At 67.6% G+C, this 21,732-nt stretch carries 18 protein-coding genes; 9 read left to right on the plus strand and 9 right to left on the minus strand.

Going from position 1 to position 21,732, the window contains the following annotated elements; translation table 11 throughout:
- Positions 1-65 precede the first annotated feature (65 nt).
- From KEG38_RS06415 to KEG38_RS06425, 3 genes are all read right to left on the minus strand, one after another.
- Positions 66-1,145 carry a tetratricopeptide repeat protein gene (locus KEG38_RS06415; protein ID WP_272418169.1) on the minus strand — a complete coding sequence of 360 codons (1,080 nt, stop codon included), beginning with the start codon at positions 1,143-1,145 and terminating at the stop codon, positions 66-68.
- Positions 1,146-1,662: 517 nt separating this feature from the next.
- A complete protein-coding gene (locus KEG38_RS06420) occupies positions 1,663-3,501 on the minus strand; it encodes a vWA domain-containing protein (RefSeq protein WP_272418170.1) in 1,839 nt (612 codons plus the stop codon).
- 85 nt (positions 3,502-3,586) lie between these two features.
- Positions 3,587-4,933: an RCC1 domain-containing protein gene (locus tag KEG38_RS06425; protein ID WP_272418171.1), complete on the minus strand. Its 1,347-nt coding sequence runs from the start codon at positions 4,931-4,933 to the stop codon at positions 3,587-3,589.
- A gap of 153 nt (positions 4,934-5,086) precedes the next feature.
- Between KEG38_RS06425 and KEG38_RS06430 the strand changes: the two genes are divergently transcribed.
- Together KEG38_RS06430 and KEG38_RS06435 are read left to right on the plus strand one after the other, a co-directional pair.
- On the plus strand, positions 5,087-5,377 hold the full coding sequence (locus KEG38_RS06430) for a DUF485 domain-containing protein (RefSeq protein ID WP_272418172.1): 291 nt from the start codon (positions 5,087-5,089) through the stop codon (positions 5,375-5,377).
- Positions 5,374-6,939: a sodium:solute symporter family transporter gene (locus tag KEG38_RS06435; RefSeq protein ID WP_272418173.1), complete on the plus strand. Its 1,566-nt coding sequence runs from the start codon at positions 5,374-5,376 to the stop codon at positions 6,937-6,939. The genes KEG38_RS06430 and KEG38_RS06435 overlap by 4 nt, the downstream gene beginning before the upstream one ends.
- A gap of 3 nt (positions 6,940-6,942) precedes the next feature.
- Here KEG38_RS06435 and KEG38_RS06440 read toward each other — a convergent pair whose 3' ends face one another.
- Together KEG38_RS06440 and KEG38_RS06445 are read right to left on the minus strand one after the other, a co-directional pair.
- Positions 6,943-7,539, minus strand: a complete 597-nt coding sequence (locus KEG38_RS06440) for a Uma2 family endonuclease (RefSeq protein WP_308216879.1) — start codon at positions 7,537-7,539, stop codon at positions 6,943-6,945.
- A gap of 68 nt (positions 7,540-7,607) precedes the next feature.
- A complete protein-coding gene (locus tag KEG38_RS06445) occupies positions 7,608-8,738 on the minus strand; it encodes a Rieske 2Fe-2S domain-containing protein (RefSeq protein ID WP_276072291.1) in 1,131 nt (376 codons plus the stop codon).
- 141 nt (positions 8,739-8,879) lie between these two features.
- On the opposite strand from KEG38_RS06445, the gene KEG38_RS06450 reads away from it, so the two are divergent.
- From KEG38_RS06450 to KEG38_RS06460, 3 genes are all read left to right on the plus strand, one after another.
- Entirely contained in the window at positions 8,880-9,602 is a 723-nt protein-coding gene (locus KEG38_RS06450) for a lipocalin/fatty-acid binding family protein (RefSeq protein ID WP_272418175.1), read from the plus strand.
- 65 nt (positions 9,603-9,667) lie between these two features.
- Entirely contained in the window at positions 9,668-10,726 is a 1,059-nt protein-coding gene (locus KEG38_RS06455) for an OmpA family protein (RefSeq protein ID WP_272418176.1), read from the plus strand.
- 38 nt (positions 10,727-10,764) lie between these two features.
- Entirely contained in the window at positions 10,765-11,892 is a 1,128-nt protein-coding gene (locus tag KEG38_RS06460; protein WP_272418177.1) for a hypothetical protein, read from the plus strand.
- Positions 11,893-11,896: 4 nt separating this feature from the next.
- Here the strand turns inward: KEG38_RS06460 and KEG38_RS06465 are convergent, their stop codons facing one another.
- From KEG38_RS06465 to KEG38_RS06480, 4 genes are all read right to left on the minus strand, one after another.
- Positions 11,897-12,553 carry a hypothetical protein gene (locus KEG38_RS06465; protein ID WP_272418178.1) on the minus strand — a complete coding sequence of 219 codons (657 nt, stop codon included), beginning with the start codon at positions 12,551-12,553 and terminating at the stop codon, positions 11,897-11,899.
- 17 nt (positions 12,554-12,570) lie between these two features.
- Positions 12,571-14,205 (minus strand): serine/threonine-protein kinase, encoded by a 1,635-nt coding sequence (locus tag KEG38_RS06470; protein ID WP_272418179.1) that lies wholly within the window; start codon positions 14,203-14,205, stop codon positions 12,571-12,573.
- Complete coding sequence (locus KEG38_RS06475; protein ID WP_272418180.1) at positions 14,202-15,080, minus strand: formylglycine-generating enzyme family protein; 879 nt, start codon at positions 15,078-15,080, stop codon at positions 14,202-14,204. Before KEG38_RS06475 ends, KEG38_RS06470 begins: the two co-directional genes overlap by 4 nt.
- Positions 15,081-15,147: 67 nt before the next feature.
- A complete protein-coding gene (locus tag KEG38_RS06480) occupies positions 15,148-16,326 on the minus strand; it encodes a cytochrome P450 (protein WP_272418181.1) in 1,179 nt (392 codons plus the stop codon).
- A 172-nt stretch (positions 16,327-16,498) separates the two neighbouring features.
- On the opposite strand from KEG38_RS06480, the gene KEG38_RS06485 reads away from it, so the two are divergent.
- The 4 genes from KEG38_RS06485 to KEG38_RS06500 all read left to right on the plus strand — a co-directional run bounded on the left by KEG38_RS06485 (position 16,499) and on the right by KEG38_RS06500 (position 21,679).
- A complete protein-coding gene (locus tag KEG38_RS06485) occupies positions 16,499-16,963 on the plus strand; it encodes a Tudor-knot domain-containing protein (protein WP_272418182.1) in 465 nt (154 codons plus the stop codon).
- 15 nt (positions 16,964-16,978) lie between these two features.
- A complete protein-coding gene (locus KEG38_RS06490; RefSeq protein ID WP_272418183.1) occupies positions 16,979-18,145 on the plus strand; it encodes an acyltransferase family protein in 1,167 nt (388 codons plus the stop codon).
- A gap of 124 nt (positions 18,146-18,269) precedes the next feature.
- On the plus strand, positions 18,270-20,354 hold the full coding sequence (gene fusA, locus KEG38_RS06495; RefSeq protein WP_272418184.1) for an elongation factor G: 2,085 nt from the start codon (positions 18,270-18,272) through the stop codon (positions 20,352-20,354).
- An 8-nt stretch (positions 20,355-20,362) separates the two neighbouring features.
- Complete coding sequence (locus tag KEG38_RS06500; protein ID WP_272418185.1) at positions 20,363-21,679, plus strand: hypothetical protein; 1,317 nt, start codon at positions 20,363-20,365, stop codon at positions 21,677-21,679.
- Positions 21,680-21,732: the final 53 nt, after the last annotated feature.

A 21,732-nucleotide genomic window follows, 5' to 3' on the forward strand; every position in this document is an offset into this window, starting at 1 on the left:
CAGCGGCCTACTTTCGCATGTTGCGGCCGCGGTACAAGAGGGTCTCTAGCGGCAGCCGTGCTGCCTTACAGTGCCCCGGACTCCATCGCCGCCTTCTCGGCTGCGCGCACCGCCGTCTTTGCTTTGGCCTTGCCGGCGATCACGCGCGCGAGTGCGTCGGCGTAGACCTCGGTCGTATCCATCGCGTCGAAGATCATGTTCCGCACGAGCAGCGCCGAGAGCGGCTCGTCGGTGTAATCGAGAGCGACCTTGAACCGGACGGAACCGTCGTCGAAGTCCATCTCGAAATTGCCATCGCCCATGCCGAAATTCGCGCGCGTGATGAACTCGGCGAGCTCTGCGCGCAGCTCCTTCTTCGCCTTCGGCTCGAACATCACGTACACGACGACCCGCTCGAGCTCCTCGGCCAGACGAACCGCGAACGACTCCACGATCCCCTGGCCCACGGCGGCCAGGTAGTCGATGTACCCCGACTCGTCCTCGGCAAGCGCGAACGAAAATCCCGAGGCCCCGAGCACCTCCTCGACGACCGTCCGGGCTGTCTGCGGCGCTTCCTCGACCTTGGCGGCCTTCGCGCTTTTCGCGCCCTTGCGCCCCTTCGTTCCTTCCTTTTTGCCTTCCATCGTTCCGGTCCTTTGATTTCCCGCGGCCTTGCGAATCGTGTCGAGCAGATGCTGCGTGTTCGGGCGATGGTGCCAGTCGGGCGGGGCCATCGCGAGGGCGCGCTCGCAATCCTCCACGGCGCCTGCGAAATCCGCGCGCAGGGCCCTGAGCGCGGCCCGCTCGCCATAGGCGCTCGGCTCGTCCGGCGCAAGGCGGATGGCCTCGTCGAGGTCGGCGATGGCCCCCGCGAGATCCCCGTGCCGTTGCTTCGTCAAACCACGGCGCTGCCAGGCGGGCGCGAATTCCGGCGCCATCTCGATCGCCGTCGTGTAATCGTCGAGCGCGCCGTGGACATCCCCGCCGAGCGACCGGGCATTGCCGCGGTTGTATATCGGCGCGTGCTCCCCGGGGGCGAGCTTCATGGCCTCCGTGAAATCGGCGATCGCGCCGTCGAGATCGCCCTCCTCCTGCTTGCGATTGCCACGATTGTTGATCACGGCCCAGGCAGGCATCCCGCCCTCGGGCGCCTCCGTCGTGAGCACGGGCCGCGTCGGAGCGCGCTTCGAGGTTTGCTTTACGGGGGCTTTCTTGGCGGGGGCTTTCTTGGCGGGGGTTTTCTTGGTGGGGAGTTTCTTGGTCGGGCGCGGCATGCGTTTGGCGGAGGGTAGCACGGGGGCGCGCGTCTCCTCACCTCCGAACCGGTGCCGGAGCGGCCTGGGCCGTTTTTCGTGACGCGAGAGGGTCGCGGCGTTGCGAGAGGGGCGCGCGAACGTGACGCGAGGGGGTCGCAGCGTTGCGAGGGGGCCCGCGCGAACGTGACGCGAGGGGGTCGCGGCGTTGCGAGGGGGCCCGCGCGAACGTGACGCGAGGGGGTCAGAGCGTTGCGAGGGGGCCCGCGCGACGTGACGCGAGGGGGTCAGAGCGTTGCGAGGGGGCCCGCGCGAACGTGACGTGAGGGGGTCGCCGCGTTGCGAGGGGGCCCGCGCGAACGTGACGCGAGGGGGTCAGAGCGTTGCGAGGGCGGGGGGCACGCATCGCGGATGCTGCCCCCATGCTCGTTTACTGAATGAGCCGCTTGATCTCGCCGCCCGCGATGTACGATCCGCCGCCCGAGGCCTCGACGACCTCGTCGCAGACGTAGAGCACCCCGAGCTCGCGGATGCTGCGCGGGAAGCGGATGTTGTAGTCCGGGTTGTAGCCGTCGCTCACCACGCGCGCGCGGAGCTTCTTGCCCTCGGGCACGCATTGCACGAGCACGCCGTCGCCGATCTCCGTGCACGTCGGCAGATCCGCTGCCGTCGCCGGCGTCTTCGCCGCCTTCGAGGACGACCCCGAAGACCGCCGGCTCGACCCGCCGGAGCTCGCGCTCACGGTCTCGCCCGGCCGGAGCAGCCGCTTGATCCAGCCTGCCGCGCGGTAGAAGCTCCCGTCGTTGCTTCCCACCACGTTCTCGACGAGGTACGTCACGCCCTCCTGCCGGATCGCGCGCGGGAACTGGACGTTCTTCGACGAATCGAAGCCGTCCGAGATCACCTTGATCCGGAGCTTGCCGCCCTCCTTCTCGCAGCGCACCACCACGCCGCCGTCCGCGCTCGTGACCGTGGGCAAACCTGCCGCGCTTCCGCCCGCCGTGCCGCGCTGCGCGAGGTCGCTGCGGTTGCGCGTCCCGGCCTGGTACGACTGATCGCGCAGCTCCTTGCGGAGCACGCCGTCGTACGACCGCTTCTCCAGCCGGTCGGCGAAATGCTCGAGCTGCTCGATCTCCTCGGCGAACGCGAACTGGTTCGCGAGCGGGCTGTTGCGCAGGTCATCGGCCATCTTCCGCAGCTTTTGCGCCGCGTTCTTGAGGTCGCCCTTGTCCGCGAGATCGACCGCCTCGTCCTTGAGTTTCGCCGTCTCCAGGCGTCGCGCCTCGCCGATGACGTTGATGTCCTGCGCCGCCGCGGCGGCTTCCTCGGCCGTGCCTGCGTTCACGGTCACGACAAACTCGCCCGACCCGTCCTTGATCGCGCCGTCCACCACCGTCTGGTACTGGAACTGGACCGACGCGACCTTGATCGTCCCGGCCTTCGTCGGCTTCACCTCGAGCTCGAGCGCGAGGACCTTGTCTTCCACGGCGTACACGTCGCCGAGCGTCACTTCGAGCTCGCTGCCCTTCTCCTGGATGCGGTACTTGTTCAGCACCCAGCCGTGCTCCACGACGTCGTCGGGCCGCACGCTCACCACGAGGTTCTGCCCGATCACGGAGGACAAACCTTCGAGCTCGATCTTGAAGACCTGCTCGACGTCCTCGGGCGACTCGATGAAATAGAAGTTGCCCTCGGCCTCGCGGGCCATGCCGATGAGCAGGTCCTCGTTGAAGCCCGATCCGAAGCCGAGCGTCGTGGTCACCACGCCCTCGCCGGCCTTCTCGCCGGACGTCTTCTTCAGCACGTCGGGATCGGTGATCCCCATGTTCGCCTGGCCGTCCGTGAGAAGCAGGACGCGGTTCACCTCGTCCTTCTTCGCGTGCTTCTTCACGTGCTTGATGCCTTCGAGCCATCCGCCCGAGAGGTTCGTGCAGCCGCCGGCGCGCGCCTTGCCGATCTTGTCCTGGATGCTCTTCTTGTCCTTGGCGAGCACCGGATCGACGATCGTGTCGGCGCTGTCGTCGAAGATGACGACGCTCACGCGATCGTCTTCCTTCATCTCGCCGACGAGCGCCTGCGCGGCTTTGATCGCCTGCCGCAGCGGCGTGCCGCCCATCGAACCGGAGCGATCGAGCACGAGGCTCAGGTTCAGCTTCCGCCTCGGCGCGTCTTCTTTTTTCCCCTCCGCCCCGAAGCGGACGACGAGCGATAGCTTGGTGGACTCACCGACGACGATCGTCGGCTTGCTCAATGCGTAGGTCGCTTTCACGGAGTTTCCCCTCTGGACGCCCGAAGTGGCCGCCCGCGCGGCCTAGAGAGGTAACACAAGGTACCCAGGGCGGAAAATCAGGATCTCAAAGAGGGAACACAACGAGCATGGGGACGAGCGCCTCCTCGCCCGCCTTTGCGTTCCCCACCTGTCCCTCGGTGTTGCTCCCCCAGCAGGCGACCTGGCCCTTGCTCGTCCGCGCGCACGTGTGGCGCCATCCGGCCGCGATCTCCACGGCGTCGGGCAGCTCCACGGGCAGCGGCAGGTACGTGGTATCCATCGTCCCATTGCCGAGGCGCACCACCGTGCTCGATACGTAGGGCTTGCCTTCCGAGCCCGAGACGCTCGCCGTGTGCTGGAAACCCGCGGAGACGGAGATCGGCGAGGGCAGCGCGGAAGGATCCGTGGGCGACGTGCGCCAGGTGGACTCGCCGTCGATCCCGAGCTGCCCCTGATATCCGTTGCCCCAGCAATATTGCTGCCCGCCCTTCAAGGCGCAGGTGTGCTCGTAGCCGGCCGAGATCTGCTCCACGCCGGTCAAGCTCACGACCTTCGGCGCGGGCTGATCCGGCCCGTCCCCGATCCCGAGCCGACCATAAATGCCGTTCACGCCCCAGCAATGAAGGGTCCCGTCCTTTTTCACCGCGCACGTGTGCTCGTTGCCCGCGGAGACGTGGGCGACGTCCGATAGCGCCACGAGCGATGGCATCTCGACCTTCTCGCTCGGCGCCCCGAGCCCGCATTGACCCATATCGTTCGCGCCCCAGCAATAAAGCTCGCCCTGGTTCGTCACCGCGCACGTGTGCCGCCCGCCCACGCTCACCTCCTTCGCGCCGACCAGGCTCACCACCGTGGTGGGTTTGTCCTGCCAGTTCCCGCTCGCCGTCCCGAGCTGCCCGCTCGTGTTCCAGCCCCAGCACTGGACCGTCGTGTCCTCGATGACTGCGCACGTGTGCGCGACGAGCTGCTCTGCGCCGGCCGCGTTCATGAAGAGGCCGCCGCCCGCGTCGAGGTGGACGGCCTTTCCCCCGACGGCGACCTTCTGCGGCGAACCCTGGTTCACATTGTCCCCGATCCCGAGCTCGTACGATGCGTTGCTCCCCCAGCAATACACGTCCCCGAGCGCCGTCCTTGCGCACGAGTGATTGTAGCCGAGGGCGATCTGGACCGGATCGTTGCACGTTGAATCGACGCACTGGAGCTGGCAGCGCACGCTGCAGCCGCCGCAGTTTTCCGGATCGTCCGTGACGGGCGTCTCGCAGCCCGGCGTCTCGTCGCAATCGGCCATCCCGGGGTCACACGTGGGACCGCCGCCGCCGCCGCCCGCGCCGCCGGTGCCGCCGCCGCCTGCACCGTAATTGCGTGTCTCTGGGGAACACGCGACGAGGGCGAGGCCGACGACGAGGGCGCTTACGGAGAGAGCATTTCGCATGATGGAACCTCGGAGCCAGAAAGCTTACCCCGGTATGCTCGCGTACGGCAGCCCGATTGTCAACGTCCGCCCTCGCTGCGAGCATGAAAGGCTCCTCGAAAAACCCGCCGAGGGCGCGACGAAATCGCGTAGGCTGAGCGCCGAGGTGAGGGCATGAACGAGAAGGATCTTCGCCGGGTCGCCGCGGCGCGCGACCGCATCGCGCTCGTCCTGACCGCGGCCACGATGTTCGCCTATTTCGGCTTCATCCTGCTCGTGGCCTGGGGCAAACCCCTGCTCGGGAGCCTGCTCGCGCCAGGCTTGAGCCTCGGGATGCTCCTCGGCTCCCTCGTGATCTTCCTGTCCTGGGTGTTCACGGGCGTCTACGTTTACTGGGCGAACCGCCATTACGACGTCCACGTCGATCGCATCGCCGGCAAATCGAAGAGCGGGGGCGGCACATGAACGGCGTCCAAACCTCGCTCGGCGAGACGAGCGGCACGGCGATCGCGTTTTTCCTGCTCTTCATCTCCGCGACACTCGCGATCACGGGCTGGGCCGCGCGCAAGACGAAGACCACGAGCGAGTTCTTCGCGGCCGGCGGCAACGTGAGCGGCTTGCAGAATGGATTCGCGCTCGCCGGCGATTACATGAGCGCCGCGAGTTTCCTCGGCATCGCGGGCCTCGTGGCGACGAGCGGCTTCGACGGCCTCATCTATTCGGTCGGCTGGCTCGTCGGCTGGCCCGTGGTGACGTTCCTCATCGCCGAGCCGCTGCGCAACCTCGGCAAGTACACGTTCGCCGACGTCGTGGCCTATCGCCTCAAGAAGAAGCCTGTGCGTATCGCCTCGGCGATCGGCGGGCTCACGGTGATCAGCTTTTATCTCATCGCGCAGATGGTCGGCGCGGGCAACCTCATCAAGATGATGTTCGGCCTGCAATACGAGACCGCGTTGCTCATCGTGGGCACGGTCATGCTGCTCTACGTGCTCTTCGGCGGCATGATCGCGACGACGTGGGTGCAGATCGTCAAAGCGGTGCTCCTGCTCGGCGGGGCGACGCTCCTCGCGGTCCTCTCGCTCGTTCCTTTCGGGATGAACCCGCTCGCGCTTTTCGCGAAGGCGGCCGAGACCTATGGCCCTGAGGCCCTCGCGCCCGGCAAGCTCGTGTCGAGCCCGCTCGAAGCCGTCTCGCTCGGCCTCGCGCTCATGTTCGGCACGGCCGGCCTGCCGCACATCCTGATGCGTTTCTACACGGTGCCCGACGCGAAGGCCGCGCGCGCGTCCGTCTTTTATGCGACGGGCTTCATCGGCTTCTTTTACCTCGTCACGTTCATCCTCGGCTTCGGCGCGAGCGTGCACGTGGGCCGGGCGGCCATTACCACGGTCGACAAGGGCGGCAACATGGCCGCGCTTTTGCTCGCCGAGGCCGTGGGTGGTCGTCCTTTCCTCGGGTTCGTCTCGGCCGTCGCTTTTGCGACCATCCTCGCGGTCGTCGCGGGCCTGACGCTCTCGGGCGCGGCGGCGCTGGCGCACGACCTCTGGGTCGGCGTCATTCGACACGGGAAGGCGGACGAAAAAGAGCAGCTCAAGGTGGCGCGTGTCGCGACGATCGTGCTCGCGGTGGTCGCGATGGGCCTCGGCCTGCTCTTCAAGGGTCAGAACGTGGCCTTCATGGTCGGCCTCGCGTTTGCGGTCGCGGCGAGCTCGAATTTCCCGGTCCTGCTCCTGTCGATCACGTGGAGGAAGTTCACGACCCGGGGCGCCGTGAGCGCGATCGTGGTGGGCGTCGTCAGCGCGCTCGTGCTCATCTGGATGTCGCCGACCATTCAGGTGGACCTGCTCAAGAACCCCACGGCGATCCTGTCCCTGAAAAACCCTGGCATCATCACGGTGCCGCTCTCGTTCGTCGTGGGAATCGTGGTCAGCCTGCTTTTCCCGGAGCCGGAGGCCGAGGCGAAATATGCCGAGGTCGAGCGCCGCATGCACCTCGGCGCGGAGGAGAGGGAGCCGGTCGCGGCGGAGTGAGCGTTATGCGCTCTCCTCGAACACGTCCCGGTACACCTCGTCGAGCGACAGCTTGCATCCGATCGATGTCAGCTCTGCCGCGCCCTTGTCCTTGGTGTCGCGGAGTGTCCAGGACCCGTCGGGGTTTCGCCGGAAGACCTCCACATGCCTCCTGTGTGACGATACGAGAACGTACTCCTGCAGCGACGGGATCTGTCGGTAGTGGTGGAATTTACTCCCGCGGTCGTAGGCTTCGGTGCTCTCTGAGAGCACTTCCACCAGCACGGTCGGGTTTACGAAGCTGTTCTTGTCCTCCGGGTGCCGCTCGAGCGGACCGCAGACCACGGAGACGTCCGGGTACGTAGAGAGCCCGGTCGCCTCGACCCGCACGCGAGCGTCCGAAGGGAACACCGAGCAACGCCGATCGCCGAGCCGATTGCGGAGCTCGTGGTACACGTTTCCCTGTAGGCGAGCGTGCTCCAGCGTTCCCCCCGCCATCGCAAAGGTTTCACCGTTCAAGAACTCGTGCTTCGTGTCACTCGTCTCTTCAGCGGCAAGGTACTCGGCCAACGTGACGAGCTTGCGAGCGGCCTCTCCCATGTGCGCTGCCTCCTTGCTCATCGCCCTACCACGCTCCTCGCCCCGTTCAAAGTTTTTCCTTCTGGAACCCGTTTTACCTTCTCGAACCCCTACACGAGCAGTTTCACCGTTTCCTCATGAACATTTTCGCTCGTCGACACATCCCCCCGCTCGGCCTTCCGCATGAGCCGCCAGATGTGCCGGCCGAGCACGTCGATCTCCGTCGACGCATACTGCTCGCCCCCGAACCGCTTGATGTTCTCCGTCTGCAACTTCAAGAGCGCCGCGTCCTGCGCGAACACCTTGAGCCCGAGCGGCATCAGGAACGGCTTCAGCAGCCAGCCCGGGAAAAGCCGCACCCGGAAGCTCACCACCGCGTAGATGTGCGTCAAGAAGTCCGTCACCGGCGTCATCGCGGCCGACACCAGAAAATGGTTTTCCGTGCCAATCTTGTACTCGACCTCCGCGATCGAGGGCAGAATGAACCGATCGAAATGCGTCACCTCCCCGCCCGACGGCGAGAGGATCCGCGCCACGAGGCCCGTCGGGCGCGGCTCGCCCACGTACTCGGCCACCACGCGGTCGTGCGTGCGCGTCACGCGCGCCTCGATCTCGATGCCCCGCGGCTTCGAACGAAACAGGCCACGGTGCAGGTACTGCGTGTGCGGCACGTCGAGCGCGTTCTCCAGCGCCGCGTGCATCGTGCTCTCGGACTCGACCCGCCGCCGCACCGTCGTGTACCCCGCGCCGAGCTCGGGAAAACGGTACGGCTCGGTCTTCGGCGCCTCGTTCGGCGTGGAGTACACCCACACGAACCCGTCCTGCTCGCGCGCCGCGTAACTCGGCGCGTTGCGCGCCTTCGCCATGGCGTCGCCGAGGAGCGACGGGACGAACTTGCACGTGCCCCCGCGGTCGAAACGCCAGCCGTGGTACGAGCACTGGAGCTGCCCCTCCACGACCTCGCCGATCGAAAGAGGCACGTTCCGGTGCGGGCAGCGGTCGAGCAGCGCGCCCGGCTTGCCCTCGCCGTCGCGGAAGAGCACGAGCGGCACGCCGAGCAAGGTCCGCGCGATCGGCCGGTCCCGAAGCTCGTTCGATGCCGCCACGACGAACCAGTGGCCATGAAGGCGCGCCACCGAGGCCCGCACCTTCGCCCGTGGCGGCGCGAGCAGGGCCTCGGCCGGGACGAGGGGCGCGCTCTCGGAAGGCTCGGTAACGACGTCGCGATCGTCGGGTCCCATCACGCTCGAAGCCTCCCCACTTTCGGCCCCGATGGCAAGCACCCGTTGGGGCTCGGCCCGTGTGTACGATCTGTCACGATGTTTTTACCCGGCGGCTTTCCGGAGATCTCACGCTCCGGGAGGTATGTTATGCGATCGTCCATGAACAGGGCCTTTTCGTTACTTCTCCTGGGCATGGGAATGGTCGGGATTCCGTGCGTCCTCGGCGGATGCGGGAGCGACGTCTCGGAGACGTTCACGGGCAGCACGGGGACGGCTGGATCCGGCGGGACCGGCGGGGCCGGGGGCGCGGGCGGCATCGGCGGGACCGGCGGTGTTGGGGGTATGGGCGGCGCGGGCGGCGCGGGCGGCGGAATGGGCGGGGCCGGAGGCATGGGCGGCGCGGGCGGCGGCAGCCAGGCGTGTATGCAGCCGGCGAACGGATGCGCCGCGTGCATGTTCCAGCAGTGCAACGTCGCGTACTGCGACTGCGCGGGCGAGCCTTCCTGCCTCGGAATCGTCCCCTGCGTGCAGGCGTGCCCGGCGATGGACCAGGCGTGCGCGGAGTCCTGTTATCAGAAAAACTCGCTCGGCTTTGCGGAGTTCGTGATCACGTCGAGCTGCGCGAACACGCTCTGCGCGCCCTCGTGCCCCGGCGCGGGCATGATCGGCGCCTGCGAGCTCTGCCTCGCCCAGCAATGCGAGCAGCAGTTCGAGGCCTGCGTCGGGAATCCCGAGTGCACGGCGCTCATCAACTGCCTCCAGGGTTGCCAGAACAACTTGGCCTGCCAGCAGACGTGCGCCGCGCAGCACGCGGGCGGCACGAACCAGGTGCAGCAGCTCAACCAGTGCGCCACCATGAGCTGCGACAACGCGTGTAACTGAACGTCACCTCGGCTCTTTTCTTCCCAACGGCGCGGAGGACGGCTAGGCTCCTCGGCCGTCGCACCATGTCCCTTCGAAGAACCTTCGCTCATCGACCTCTTCTCGCCCTCGTCCTCTCGCTCTTGCCCGCCGCCTGCGGCTCCGGTTATGCGCCGCGGCCGATGTACGGCCAAGCGGATCGAGGCGCCGACACCGATCAAGACGGCGCCGCCGACATCGACGACGCCTGTCCCGCGGAGCCCGAGGACGGCCTGCCGCCGAAGGCGAACGACGGCTGTCCCGCGACCGATCCCGACAACGACGGCGTCCTGCTCGCCGACGACAAATGCCCCTACGCGAAGGAGGACGGCCTGCCGCCGAAGGCCGAGGACGGCTGCCCGTCGGACGACGAGGACCAGGACGGCGTCGCCAATGCGAAGGACAAGTGCCCCGTCCAGCCCGAGGACAACCTGCCGCCGAACGTGGGCGACGGCTGTCCCTCGCCCGACGGCGATGGGGACGGCGTCGCCGACGTGAACGACAAGTGCCCGAAGCAGCCCGAGACGCAGAATGGGTACCGCGACGACGACGGCTGCCCCGACCAGGCGGCCGGCGAGGTCGCGTATGACGAGAGCTCGCACGAGATCGTCATCCCCGAGACGAAGAAGGTCGATTTCGAGCTCGATTCGGCTGAGCTCACCCCGGCCGCGAAGTCGACCGTCGCCGAAATCGCCAAGGTGCTGAAGGAAGTCCCGCAGATCCAGCGCATGGAGATCGAGGGGCACGCGTCGAGCAAGGGCGACAAGAATTACAACCTGAACCTCACCGAGCGCCGTGCCCAGGCCATCGCGAACGCGCTCGTTGCCGGCGGCGTCGATCGGAACCGGCTCGTCCCGGTCGGTTATGGTGAGTATTGCCCCGCCGTCGATCGCGGCGACGAGGTCGACGACCCCGTCAATCGGCGCGTGCTGCTCAAGGCCGTGCAGGTGAACGGCGTTTGGCAAGACGTACCCCGTGGCTGCTGGCGCGCGAAGGCGGCCGGGATCGACCCCACGAAGCGCAAGCCCGGCGTGTGGCAAACCCCGTCGAGCCAGCCGCCGTCTTCGCCGCAGACGCCTTACGTCCCGCCGGCCGGCGGCGCGTGAACGCCATCGTTCGTCTTGGTTTATCGAGGAGCCCCGTCATGTCTTTCCTGCGTCATATCGCCTCCCTCCCGTTCGTTGCCGCGCTGCCCTTGCTCGTGGGCTGCGGCCCCTCCCAAGCGCAGATCGACCCGAAGAACGTGGTGAACGTCTCGGTCCGGCCGGCGTCGGGGCAAATGCTGTTTTGCCCGGGCGACGCCTTCCAGGTCGAGCTCGTCGCCAAGCTGAAGGACGGCTCGTCCTGCAGCAACGTGGACCCGAACAAGGGGTGCATGGGGCAAAAGGACACGGTCATCTCCTCGGAGATGGTGCGGATCCAGGGCAGCTCGGGGGCTGTCGGCGGGGGCAATTTCATCTGGATGCCGGACAGGGACGTGCTCAAGACGGCTGACACGGGCATGGGCCTGCGCGGCTGGCTGGAATCGGCGACGAGCGGCAAATCGATGGAGGGCGAGGCCCAGCTCAAGCCCGTCTACGATTGCCAGATGGAGCAAAAGATCCGCGGCGGAAAGGGTCGCGAGGGCGAGCCGGGCGCGCCGGGGCCGGAGCTCACGGTCGCGATCACCACGCTCTCGACGCCGTTTTTCCCCGACGCCGCGCTCGTTCGTATCGATTGGCCGGGAAACCGCTTCTACATGATCAGCCCCTCCGCGGACAAACCCGTGCGGATCACGAGCATCGGCGGGGAAGGCGGCCACGGCAGGGAGGGCGCGCCCGGCATTCAGGGCAAGGATGGCAAGGACGCGACCGAGGATTGCGCCGAAGGCACGAACGGCACGGACGGCACGGAGGGCGGCCCCGGCGGACGCGGCGGCGATGGTGGCCCCGGCGGTTTGATCAAGGTCATCCTCGACGACGCGAACCCGGACAAACTCAAGGGACGTCTGTTGCTCGAGAGCGTCGGCGGGCCGGGCGGCGATCGTGGTCCCGGCGGCAAGGGCGGTTTCGGCGGCAAGGGCGGCAAGGGCGGCCCGCTCAAGGCCGGGGACGCCACATGCAAGCCGAAGGACGGCAAGAATGGGCAGCTCGGGCGAAGGGGTCCGAGCGGCGATGCGGGCCGACAGGGTCCGTCGGGGCCTGCGCCCGTGTTCGAGATGGGTCAGCGCAAGGTGATGTTCGCGAACGAGATCTCGAGCATCCAGCGGATCGAGGCGGGGAAGGGGAAATAACCCTTCAGAAGACGATTTTGATATCGCCGCTGGCGAAGGGCTCGCGCTGAAAGCGGCCGGAGATGTTCCGGCCGCTTTCGGCTTCAGGCAGTTCGATGCGAATCACGGCCGGCGCGCCCGGCACGATCCGCACGAGATCGGCGCCCGCGGTGAGCATGGTCTTCATGCGCGTCTTCCCGTCGAGCCAGAAGCTCACGTCTTGCTCGGGGTCGCAGGGCTCGCCCCAATCGATGGGCCTGGGGCCTCGATTGTCGAGCGTGAGCTCGACCGCCCCTGCGGAGACGGGCCGCAACGTCGCCACATACGATTTCCGGTCGCCGAGGACACGATATTCGACGACGTTGCTCTCCGCGCCGCCCCAGCGGCATTGAGCGCGGTACAGGCCGACGTCGCGCATGCTCCCGCACGCGGAGGAGGAGACGATCATTTCGTGGACGCCGCCGGGGGGAATCTCGATTTCCTCGGGCGGGTAGGGCCACGGAGCACGCGGAAGGAAGTTGAGCCACTGGCCTCGTTCGTCCGTCGTGAGCAGGCTCATCCCGTCCGGCTTCTCGCCCCGGACCGGCGTCGGGCCATGGTTCTCGATTTGCAATCGAAATTGGATCGAGGAGGGCTGGAGCGCGTAGGGCGTGTGCGCGTGGAGCGTGAGCCTGAGGGACACGGTTCGAGCCTCCCGGATCAGGGCCGGCCGAGCACGCTTTCAAGGGGCGTGAGCGGCGCGGTGGCGAGGTTCTTGCAGCCCGTGACGCGTTTGCCGGCGAGCGTGTAGCTCGCCACCGGCGGCTGCGTCTGCACCATGGAGACGCGCAGCTTCCCGCCGTCGAGCCGCGCTTCGAGAGGTTTGCCCCCGATCTCGGTGTACGGGACGATGCAGGTCGAGCGGGCGAGCGCGACGTCGTATTCGTTCCCCGCCGGCGGGTTCGGCCGCAGCCGATCCTCCACGCCGAAGACCTCGGTTTTTCCGGGCAAAGCGCGGAGCACGAAGCGGGCCTCGCCCTCCTCGTATCCTTGGACCGCAAACGGTTTGGCGTCGCGGATCCGCATTTCGAGCCGGTCGCCGACGAGGACCGCGTCGTATTCGCGGCCGCTCTCGCTCCGCCAGCGCCCGGCGAGCGCAAGCAGAGGGTTTTTCGGGGCCACGCTCGGCGCCGCGCTCGCGGGCGCTCCCGCGCTTGCAGCGGGCTCCACCGCGGGCGGGCCCTTGGCCTCCGCGCGCCGATCGTCCTTCGGCGCGCCGAACAAGCCGAGCGAATAGGAGATACCGAGCCCAGCGAGGGCCGCGATCCCCACGGTGAGCGCCACGGCGAGCCCACGCTTCGAGGTCGGTTCGTTCCCGGGTGCCGTGACCACCGAAGCCTCCGCGGTCTGCGGGACACCCGGCGGCGCCGTGACGTTCGCGTAGAGCGGCGCCGCCGGCGTGGTCAGGTGGAGCGGCGCGGCGGGCGCGGTGCGGCCGGACAACCCCTGGCCCTGCATGTCGAGCGCCGCGAGGATCTCCTCGCACGAGCCGAACCGATCCTCACGACGTTTTTCGGCGCAGCGCTCGGCGACGGCCTCGAGCCAGGCGGGCACGTCCGGCCGCCGCGCGCGGATCTTCGGCAGCGGCTCCCTCACGTGCGACGTCATGATCATGTAATGGCTCTCGCCGTCGAACGGGACCTGCCCGACGAGCAGCTCGTACAGCACGATGCCGAGCGAATAGACGTCGACCCGTTTGTCGAGGTCCTTCTTGCCGGTGCATTGCTCGGGCGACATGTAGAGCACCGAGCCGATGACGCCCTCGGTGTTTCCCTTGCCCTTCTGCGCGTCGCTCTCCTCCTTGGCGATGCCGAAATCCGTGACCTTGACGATGCCGTCCTTGCCGCGGATGAGCACGTTCGCGGGCTTCAAGTCGCGGTGGATGATGCCCTCGGTGTGGGCCGCGGCGACGCCCTGCACGATGGGGCGGAAGAGCGCGAGCGCCTCGGCGACGGAGAGCGGCGTGCCCGATTTCGCGTAGCGCGCGATGCGATCTTCGAGGGTCTCGCCCTCGATGAACTGCATGACGAGGCAGAGCCCGTCCTCGTCGGAGACGACGGCATTGAGGCGCACCACGTTCGGGTGGTCGATCCGGGCGAGCGCGCGGCCCTCGGCGAGGATGCGGTCCCGGAAATCCTTGCGATGCGCGTATTCGGTGCGGATGGCCTTCACGACGACGGGCACCTCGGTGTGCACGTCGCGCGCGAGCCAGACGACGCCCATGCCACCCTCCCCGAGGGGTTTTTCGAGGGCGTACTTCCTGTCGATGATCGAGCCGGGAGCGAGTTCTTTCATGGAACATCCACACAGCAACGGAATCCGGTGGTCTCGTTCGAGGCATTGCGCGCCCCGCCGCCAGCCGTCGGGCAATCGAGGTCCGAGGTGATGCTTTCGTATCCGCCGCCGCGCCGGCGACACGTGTCGTTCTCCCCCGTCGACCCGTCGCAGACGTCCTCCCACTCCCAGACGTTGCCGCTCATGTCGAAGAGGCCCGGCAATCCGCCCTCGCAGGAGAGCTGCGTCCCGGCCTCGTGGGAGCTGCCGACCATTGCATCGTGGCCATTGCATGCGGCCGGGTTGTACGTGTTGCCGTAGGGAAAGACGAACTCGCCGGAGCGGCTACAAGCGTTGTGCCACTGGCTCACGGCAGCATTGTTGATCTCGAAATACGGGACCGGCCCGCCGCCGATCTTCCCGCAGAGCCGCTTTCCGTGCGATTTGCAGAAGGCGTAGGCATCGCACCAATCGACGAACGCGACGGGGCGATCGTTCGCGGGTGGCGTCATTCCATTGGGCACGAAGCTCGTGTTGAAGGCGCATTCGGGGGTCTGCTTCTCTTCATTCGCGTTGGCCGAGGAGAGCCAGGCCGCATACTGGCTGTTCGTGACCTCGGTGCTGTCGATGCAATAGTTCCCGGACGGGGACGCCACGGGCACCATCGTCGGCGTGTTCGGCGCCTGGGGGCAGACGATCACGCCGCCGCTCCCACCGCCGCCGCCGGCGCCCCCGCTCCCGCCCGTGCCTCCGCTGCCGTCGCCGCCCTCGCCGCCCGCGCCGCCGGTCGTGGTGAGGTTCGGCGCGCACGCCACGACGAGGGCCCCGAGGCCAAGCCTGACGGCTCGCGCGCCCCACGCCCTCGCCCCTTCGACAAAACGTTCGCCGGACCTCACGACGCGGCCGAGGGTAGCGCAGAACGAAGCCCGATCCCACCCGACCTTGCCGCGGCGTGGGCCGCGCTCAGAGCGGCTCGAACCGCATGCGGCAGCTCGTGACGCCCCGGACCGTGAGCCCGCAATTCCACGTGGGCTCCTGGGTCACGTGGATCGCCCCGACCCGAGGCACGAGCTCTTCGAACGCGATGCGAGTCTCGGCGCGGGCGAGCGGGGCGCCGAGGCAGAAATGGATGCCGTGCCCGAACGCCACACTCGGCTTCCGATCCCGGTCGACGTCGAATCGATCCGCGTGCTCGTATCGCGTCTCGTCGCGGTTCGCCGAGGCGAGGAGCGCCGCGACGACGGCGCCTGCGGGCAGGGGAACCCCCGCGATCTCGGTGTCTCGGGTCGCGACACGCAGCGTCACGTGTACGGAGGGGTCGAAGCGCAGCGCCTCCTCCACGAAGTGCGGGATCACGGACGGTGCTTCGCGCAGGCGCGCGAGCAACTCGGGGCGCTCGGCGAGGATGCGCAGCGAATTCACGAGGAGGTGTGTCGTCGTCTCGAAGCCGGCGACGAACAGGACGAACATGAAGCTCATCAGTTCCGCTTGGTCGAGGCGACGCCCGTCGATCTCTGCGTCGAGCAGATCACTCGCGAGATCGTCACGCCGCGCGCGCCTGCGGTCCTCGAAGACCTCCTCGAGGTACTGCCCGAGCTCCGCGATGGAAGCGACGATGCTCGGGCGCAAAGCCTCGGGTGTCCCGGGGCTGATGGCCACGATGGTCTCCGACCAGGTGCGAAACTTGTCGCACGCGTCGTCCAGGCCGAGCAGGTTGCCGATGACCTGCGCGGGCAAGGTCGTGGCGAGATCGTCGCAGATGTCGACCTCGAGGCCACGGCTCGCGCGCTCGGCGAACGCGCCGGCGACCTTGCGGGCGAGCGGCTCGACGCGTGGCAGGACGCGCAAGGTGAACGCGTGGTTGACGAGCGAGCGGATGGCCGTGTGTCGCGGCGGGTCGAGCAGGACCAGCGAGTCGGTGAGCGGGTTGTACCCGGCCCAGGGCTGCTCGGTCGCCGCGCGGAGGCCTTGCGACGAGAAGACAGCGGGGTTCTTCAGGACGGACACGACGTCGTCGTACCGGCTGATCGCCCATATCTCGCCCGGGTCGATGACCGAGACCGGCGCCGCGCGGCGGAGCTCGGCGTAGTACGGGTACGGGTTCGCACGGACCTGGGGATCGAGGAGATTCAAGCGTGCCATCGGCGACCTCGTGACGTGTGATGCGCCTCCCTCGGAGGGGGCGTTATCGCAGTCAGAGAAGATATAGCGCCAGCGTACCTTGGTGACGCACAGGTCCACGCGCTTGAAAGCCTTGCTCCTCGGGAGTATCTACGCCGCCGGAGGCGTCTCTCGGACGCTCGAACTCCGCGTCATGGCTTTCGTTCGGTCCTCGGTGCTCTCCCTCGCGCTTCTGGCCGCCCTCTCGTCGGGCTGCAAGACGCGTTATGCCGTGGGAGATAAAATTCTCGTCGAGTGGGAACAGAACGTCTACCCGGCGGTCATCCTCGAGACCCAGGGGCCGACGAAGTTCAAGGTCCACTACGAGGGGTACGACGCGATCTGGGACGAGGTCGTGCCGCGCGAACGCGTGAGGGGTTTGGCCGAGGGCACGATCGTGCACCCCGAGCCGCCGCAGAAGGTGCGCGCGAAGGCGCTCGCCGCGGCACAGACGAACATCTACAAGATCGGCGATCGCGTGCGCGTCGAGTGGCACGGCACGATGTACCCGGCCGTGATCGTCGGCATCGTGGGGCAGGAGCGTTACCGCATCCACTTCGAGGGCTACGGCGACGAGTGGGACGACACCGTGGGCCTCGCCCGCATCCAGCCTCGCTAGCGCGGGTTTGCCCGCATGCCCCTCACCCTCGAGAGGCCGGCGCCGAGCGCGGGCCCGTCCTTGCCGCAGCTCGACGCGCTGCGCGGCGTGGCGATCCTCGCCGTCTTCGTCCAGCACCTCGGCGATCGATTCCTCCCGCTCGTGCGCGGCGCGGTGGAGGCGCGCGCGCCGGCGCCGCTCGTGCCGTGGATCCTGACGGTGCTCCACCACGCGTGGTGGGGCGTCGATCTCTTCTTCGTGCTCTCGGGCTTTTCGCTCGGGCTCTCGTGGATCCGTTCTGGAGGACAAACCCCGCGCGACTTCTTGCTCCGGCGCGCGGCGCGCATCCTGCCCGCGTACTGGGTCGCGCTCGTGGTGACGCTCGCCTTTCATCGCGGCGTGCTCGGCGCGCCCTCGTTCGCCGCCTCGCTCGCCGCGCATCTGTTGGTGCTCCAAGGATATGTGTCGCCAGGCGGGATCGTGATCATCGGGGCGACGTGGTCGCTCACCACGGAGGCGTGCTTTTATTTGGTCTTTCCGTGGCTCGCGCCCCTCGTCCTCAAGGAGGGCCGGCGCGCGCTCTGGATCGGCGCGGGGATCGTGATCGCAAGCTGGCTCGTGCGCATGCTGCTCCACGCGATCGTGCTCGAACCGGGGATCCACACGGGGCTGCTCGAAGCGACGCAGCGGCGGTGGATCCCGAGCCGGCTCGATCAGTTCGTGCTCGGCGCGCTCGCGGCGCGGGCGTTCGTCACGCTTTCACGATCCGAGCGCGCGGCCGCATGCGCGCCGTATGCGCTCGCCGCGTGCGTGCCCGCGCTCGTGATCGCGTTCCGGCTCGAGGGGCTTCATTACCTCGAACCGGGCGGCGGCGCGCCGTATGCGCTGCTCTCGCTCGTGACGGCGGCGCTCGTTCTTTCGGCGGTCCTCTGCCGCGGCCGCGCGCTCGTGATCGTCGCGCCGCGCCCGCTCGCCTTCGTTGGAATCGTGAGCTACGGGGTGTTTCTCTTTCATCAGCTCGCGCTCGGGCTCTCGGATCTCGAACCCTCGGCGCCGCCAACTTGGAAGAACCTCGCGCGGACCGCGTCGTTCGCGCTGGTCGCCTCGGTGATCGTGGGCTACGCATCGTGGGTGCTCGTCGAGCGCCCTTCGATGCGGTGGGCGAGCCAGAAAAGAAGGGAAACTCGTCCCTCACCGGCGTGACGAGACGGTGTCAGCCGGCACGCCAGTCCACTTTCCTCTGGCGTGACCGCCGGCTACCGATTATAGCGCGCCGCGTTTTTTGCCGAGAGCCGCCCTCCCCCGGTAGGCGGCAGGAGTCCTCTTCGTGATCAGCGATCTGTCCAGGCTCAGGAACATAGGAATCAGCGCCCACATCGACTCGGGGAAGACCACGCTGACCGAGCGCATCCTCTTCTACACGAAGAGGATCCACGCCATTCACGACGTGAAGGGCAAGGACGGCGTCGGCGCGAAGATGGACTCGATGGACCTCGAGCGCGAGCGCGGGATCACCATCCAGTCCGCGGCCACGCACTGCACCTGGGGCAACACCCAGATCAACATCATCGACACGCCCGGCCACGTCGACTTCACCATCGAAGTCGAGCGTTCGCTCCGCGTGCTCGATGGCGCGATCCTGGTGCTCTGCTCGGTCGCAGGCGTGCAGTCGCAGTCGCTCACGGTCGATCGCCAGATGCGCCGCTACGGCGTCCCGCGCATCGCGTTCGTCAACAAGTGTGACCGCGCTGGCGCGAACCCGCTCCGCGCGCGCGACCAGCTCCGCGAGAAGCTCAACCTGAACCCGGTGCTCTTGCAGCTCCCGATCGGCCTCGAGGACAAGTTCGAGGGCGTCGTCGACCTGATCAAGATGAAGGCGTTCCGGTTCGAAGGCGCGAACGGCGAGAAGATCCTCGAGTCGGACATTCCGGCCGGCATGCAGGCCGAGGCGCAGAAGTGCCGCGAGGAGATGCTCGACTCGCTGAGCATGTTCTCCGACGAGCTCACCGAGGCGATGCTCGAGGAGAAGGTCACCGAGGACCTCATCAACAAGGCTGTCCGCTCGGCCACGGTGAACCTCAAGATCGTGCCCGTGATGATGGGTTCGGCCTACAAGAACAAGGCCGTGCAGCTCCTGCTCGACGGGGTCACGAAGTTCCTGCCCTGCCCGACGGACATCACGAACCACGCCGTCGACCTGGAGAAGGACGAGGCGAAGATCACGCTCGAGAGCGACGCGGACAAACCGCTCGTCATGCTCGCGTTCAAGCTCGAGGACGGCCGCTTCGGCCAGCTCTCGTACCTGCGCGTCTACCAGGGCACGATCTCGAAGGGCAAGGAGATCACGAACACGCGCACGGGCAAGCGCCACAAGGTCGGCCGCCTCGTCCGCATGCACGCCGACGAGATGGAGGACATCGAGAACGCGGGCGCCGGCGACATCGTCGCGATGTTCGGCGTCGACTGCAACTCGGGTGACACGTTCACCGACGGCACGCTCAGCGTGGCCATGACGAGCATGCACGTGCCCGATTCGGTCATCTCGTTGACCGTGACGCCGAAGGACAACAAGGCGCAGGTCAACATGTCGAAGGCGCTGAAGCGCTTCACGAAGGAGGACCCGACCTTCCGCGTGGGCAGCGATCCCGAGACGAACGAGACGGTCATCCACGGCATGGGCGAGCTGCACCTCGACGTGTACATCGAGCGCATGAAGCGCGAGTACGGGGCCGAGGTGGTGACGAGCCCGCCGCGCGTCGCGTACCGCGAGACGATCACGCGCAGGATCGATTTCAACTACACGCACAAGAAGCAGACCGGCGGCTCGGGTCAGTACGGCAAGGTCGCGGGCTTCATGGAGCCCTGCGACGAGGCGTACGAGTTCGTCGACGACATCACGGGCGGCTCGATCCCGAAGGAGTTCATCCCCTCCTGCGACAAGGGCTTCCGCTCGATGCTCGCGAAGGGCCTCGTCATGCAGGCGCCCGTGACGGGCGTGCGCGTGACGATCAACGACGGTGCGGCCCACGCGGTCGACTCCTCGGACATCGCGTTCCAGGAGGCAGCGCGCGGCGCGTGGCGTGAGGCCTACCCGAAGGCGGGTCCGCAGATCCTCGAGCCGCTCATGAAGGTGGCCGCCGAGAGCCCGAGCGAGTTCCAGGGCGGCGTCGTCGGCATCCTGATGCAGCGCCGCGGCATCATCATCGGCACGACGGAGTCGGACGGCTTCTGCCGCGTCGAGGCAGAGGTCCCCCTCGCCGAGATGTTCGGGTTCTCGACCATCCTTCGCTCCGCGACGCAGGGCAAAGCTGAGTTTACCATGGAGTTCTCCCGGTACGCTCCGGTCCCCGGAGCGATCGCGGAGGAGCTCATCAAGAAGCACAAAGAAGAGCAGGCGAAGAAGGGGAAGTGAGGGCACCGATGTACCGCAAAGAGGTCAACGAGCGGAGCCCCATGCGGGTCTTCGAGAAGTCGATGCACGGCGGCCTGGGCCGCGGGAACGTGGGCGTCGTTCTCTCGCGCGCGGGCGTCGGCAAGACGGCGCTCCTCGTGCAGATCGCGCTGGACGATCTGCTGCGTGACCGGCGCGTGCTGCACATCTCGACGGAGCACGCCGTCGATCACGTGCGCGCTTACTACGACGAGCTGTTCCACGACATCGCCACGTACACGAAGCTCGCCGAGCCCGAGTCCGTGCGCCTCGATCTGGAGCGTCACCGGCTGATCTTCTCGCTCCTCGGTCACGCGAACACGACCGAGGGCGCGTCGTCGTCGATGAAGAAGCTCGTCGACACCGTGGCGTTCGCCCGCGAGATCGCGCACTTCTCGCCGGACGTGATCATCGTCGACGGCTTCGACTGCGCGCACGCGACCGAGGCGATGATCGACACGCTGAGCGCGCTCGCGCGGGATCACTCGGCCGAGCTCTGGCTCTCGACGACGACGAAGGCCGGCGAGGCGACGGCGGGCTCGGCGCCCGCGCCGGTCGATCGGTTCTTCGACAAACTCGGCGTCGTGGTCTTCCTCGACCCCGAGAAGGACGTCGTGCGCCTGCGCCTGTTGAAGGATCACGACAACAAGGAGATCGCCGATCTCTCGCTCCGCCTCGAGCCGCACACGATGCGGATCATCGACGCGGACATCCCGCCGGCCTCCGAGCGCCCGCGCGATGCCAAGCGCTTCCGCCTGTACTCGGGCGGCGCGAAGGGCGCGGAGGCGGCGTTCGGCGCGTGTGCGGAGCGCTGGGGCCTCACGGAGACGAACTACAGCTTCGAGGGCCACACGCTGCGCGAGCGCACGCGCGGCGTGCAGGTGCTGAGCGAGGCGGACCTGCGCCGCGGCGACTTCAGCCTGGTCTACGTGTCGAAGCGCCTCGGCCGCGTGCTCAGCGAGATCCCGCTGGTGCGCAACGTGCTGCAGACGATCTGGTACCAGATCAACGCGGCGCGCGAGGTGTTCGTCGTCGGCCAGATCCAGGACGATGGCACCGTGCGCGGCGGCACGGGCTGGGGCGCGGAGCTCGCGCGCCTCTGGAAGAAGCCGCTCTACGTCTTCGATCAGCAGAAGCGGACCTGGTTCCGCTGGAGCGGGACGGCGTGGGAGATGGCGACGCTGCCGATGATCAAGAGCGAGGCCTTCGCTGGCATCGGCACGCAGAACCTGACCGACGACGGCAAGCAGGCGATCGAGGAGCTCTTCCAGCGGTCGTTCGGCGACCCGCCCTCGAAGCGCGACTGACGTAGATCGCGGTAAGCAAAAACCCCCAGCATGCTTCGGCCTGCTGGGGGTTT

The organism is Polyangium jinanense (assembly GCF_028435265.1).
In the GTDB taxonomy this organism is placed as follows: Bacteria; Myxococcota_A; Polyangia; order Polyangiales; family Polyangiaceae; genus Polyangium; species Polyangium jinanense.

Bases quoted from the DNA above. Each gene is read 5' to 3' on its own strand.
- KEG38_RS06425 (WP_272418171.1), bottom strand. From the start codon at position 4,933: ATGCGAAATGCTCTCTCCGTAAGCGCCCTCGTCGTCGGCCTCGCCCTC.
- KEG38_RS06440 (WP_308216879.1), bottom strand. From the start codon at position 7,539: ATGAGCAAGGAGGCAGCGCACATGGGAGAGGCCGCTCGCAAGCTCGTC.
- KEG38_RS06445 (WP_276072291.1), bottom strand. From the start codon at position 8,738: ATGGGACCCGACGATCGCGACGTCGTTACCGAGCCTTCCGAGAGCGCG.
- KEG38_RS06490 (WP_272418183.1), top strand. From the start codon at position 16,979: ATGCCCCTCACCCTCGAGAGGCCGGCGCCGAGCGCGGGCCCGTCCTTG.
- KEG38_RS06470 (WP_272418179.1), bottom strand. From the start codon at position 14,205: ATGAAAGAACTCGCTCCCGGCTCGATCATCGACAGGAAGTACGCCCTC.
- KEG38_RS06450 (WP_272418175.1), top strand. From the start codon at position 8,880: ATGAACAGGGCCTTTTCGTTACTTCTCCTGGGCATGGGAATGGTCGGG.
- KEG38_RS06485 (WP_272418182.1), top strand. From the start codon at position 16,499: ATGGCTTTCGTTCGGTCCTCGGTGCTCTCCCTCGCGCTTCTGGCCGCC.
- KEG38_RS06455 (WP_272418176.1), top strand. From the start codon at position 9,668: ATGTCCCTTCGAAGAACCTTCGCTCATCGACCTCTTCTCGCCCTCGTC.
- KEG38_RS06480 (WP_272418181.1), bottom strand. From the start codon at position 16,326: ATGGCACGCTTGAATCTCCTCGATCCCCAGGTCCGTGCGAACCCGTAC.
- KEG38_RS06430 (WP_272418172.1), top strand. From the start codon at position 5,087: ATGAACGAGAAGGATCTTCGCCGGGTCGCCGCGGCGCGCGACCGCATC.
- KEG38_RS06460 (WP_272418177.1), top strand. From the start codon at position 10,765: ATGTCTTTCCTGCGTCATATCGCCTCCCTCCCGTTCGTTGCCGCGCTG.
- KEG38_RS06435 (WP_272418173.1), top strand. From the start codon at position 5,374: ATGAACGGCGTCCAAACCTCGCTCGGCGAGACGAGCGGCACGGCGATC.
- KEG38_RS06500 (WP_272418185.1), top strand. From the start codon at position 20,363: ATGTACCGCAAAGAGGTCAACGAGCGGAGCCCCATGCGGGTCTTCGAG.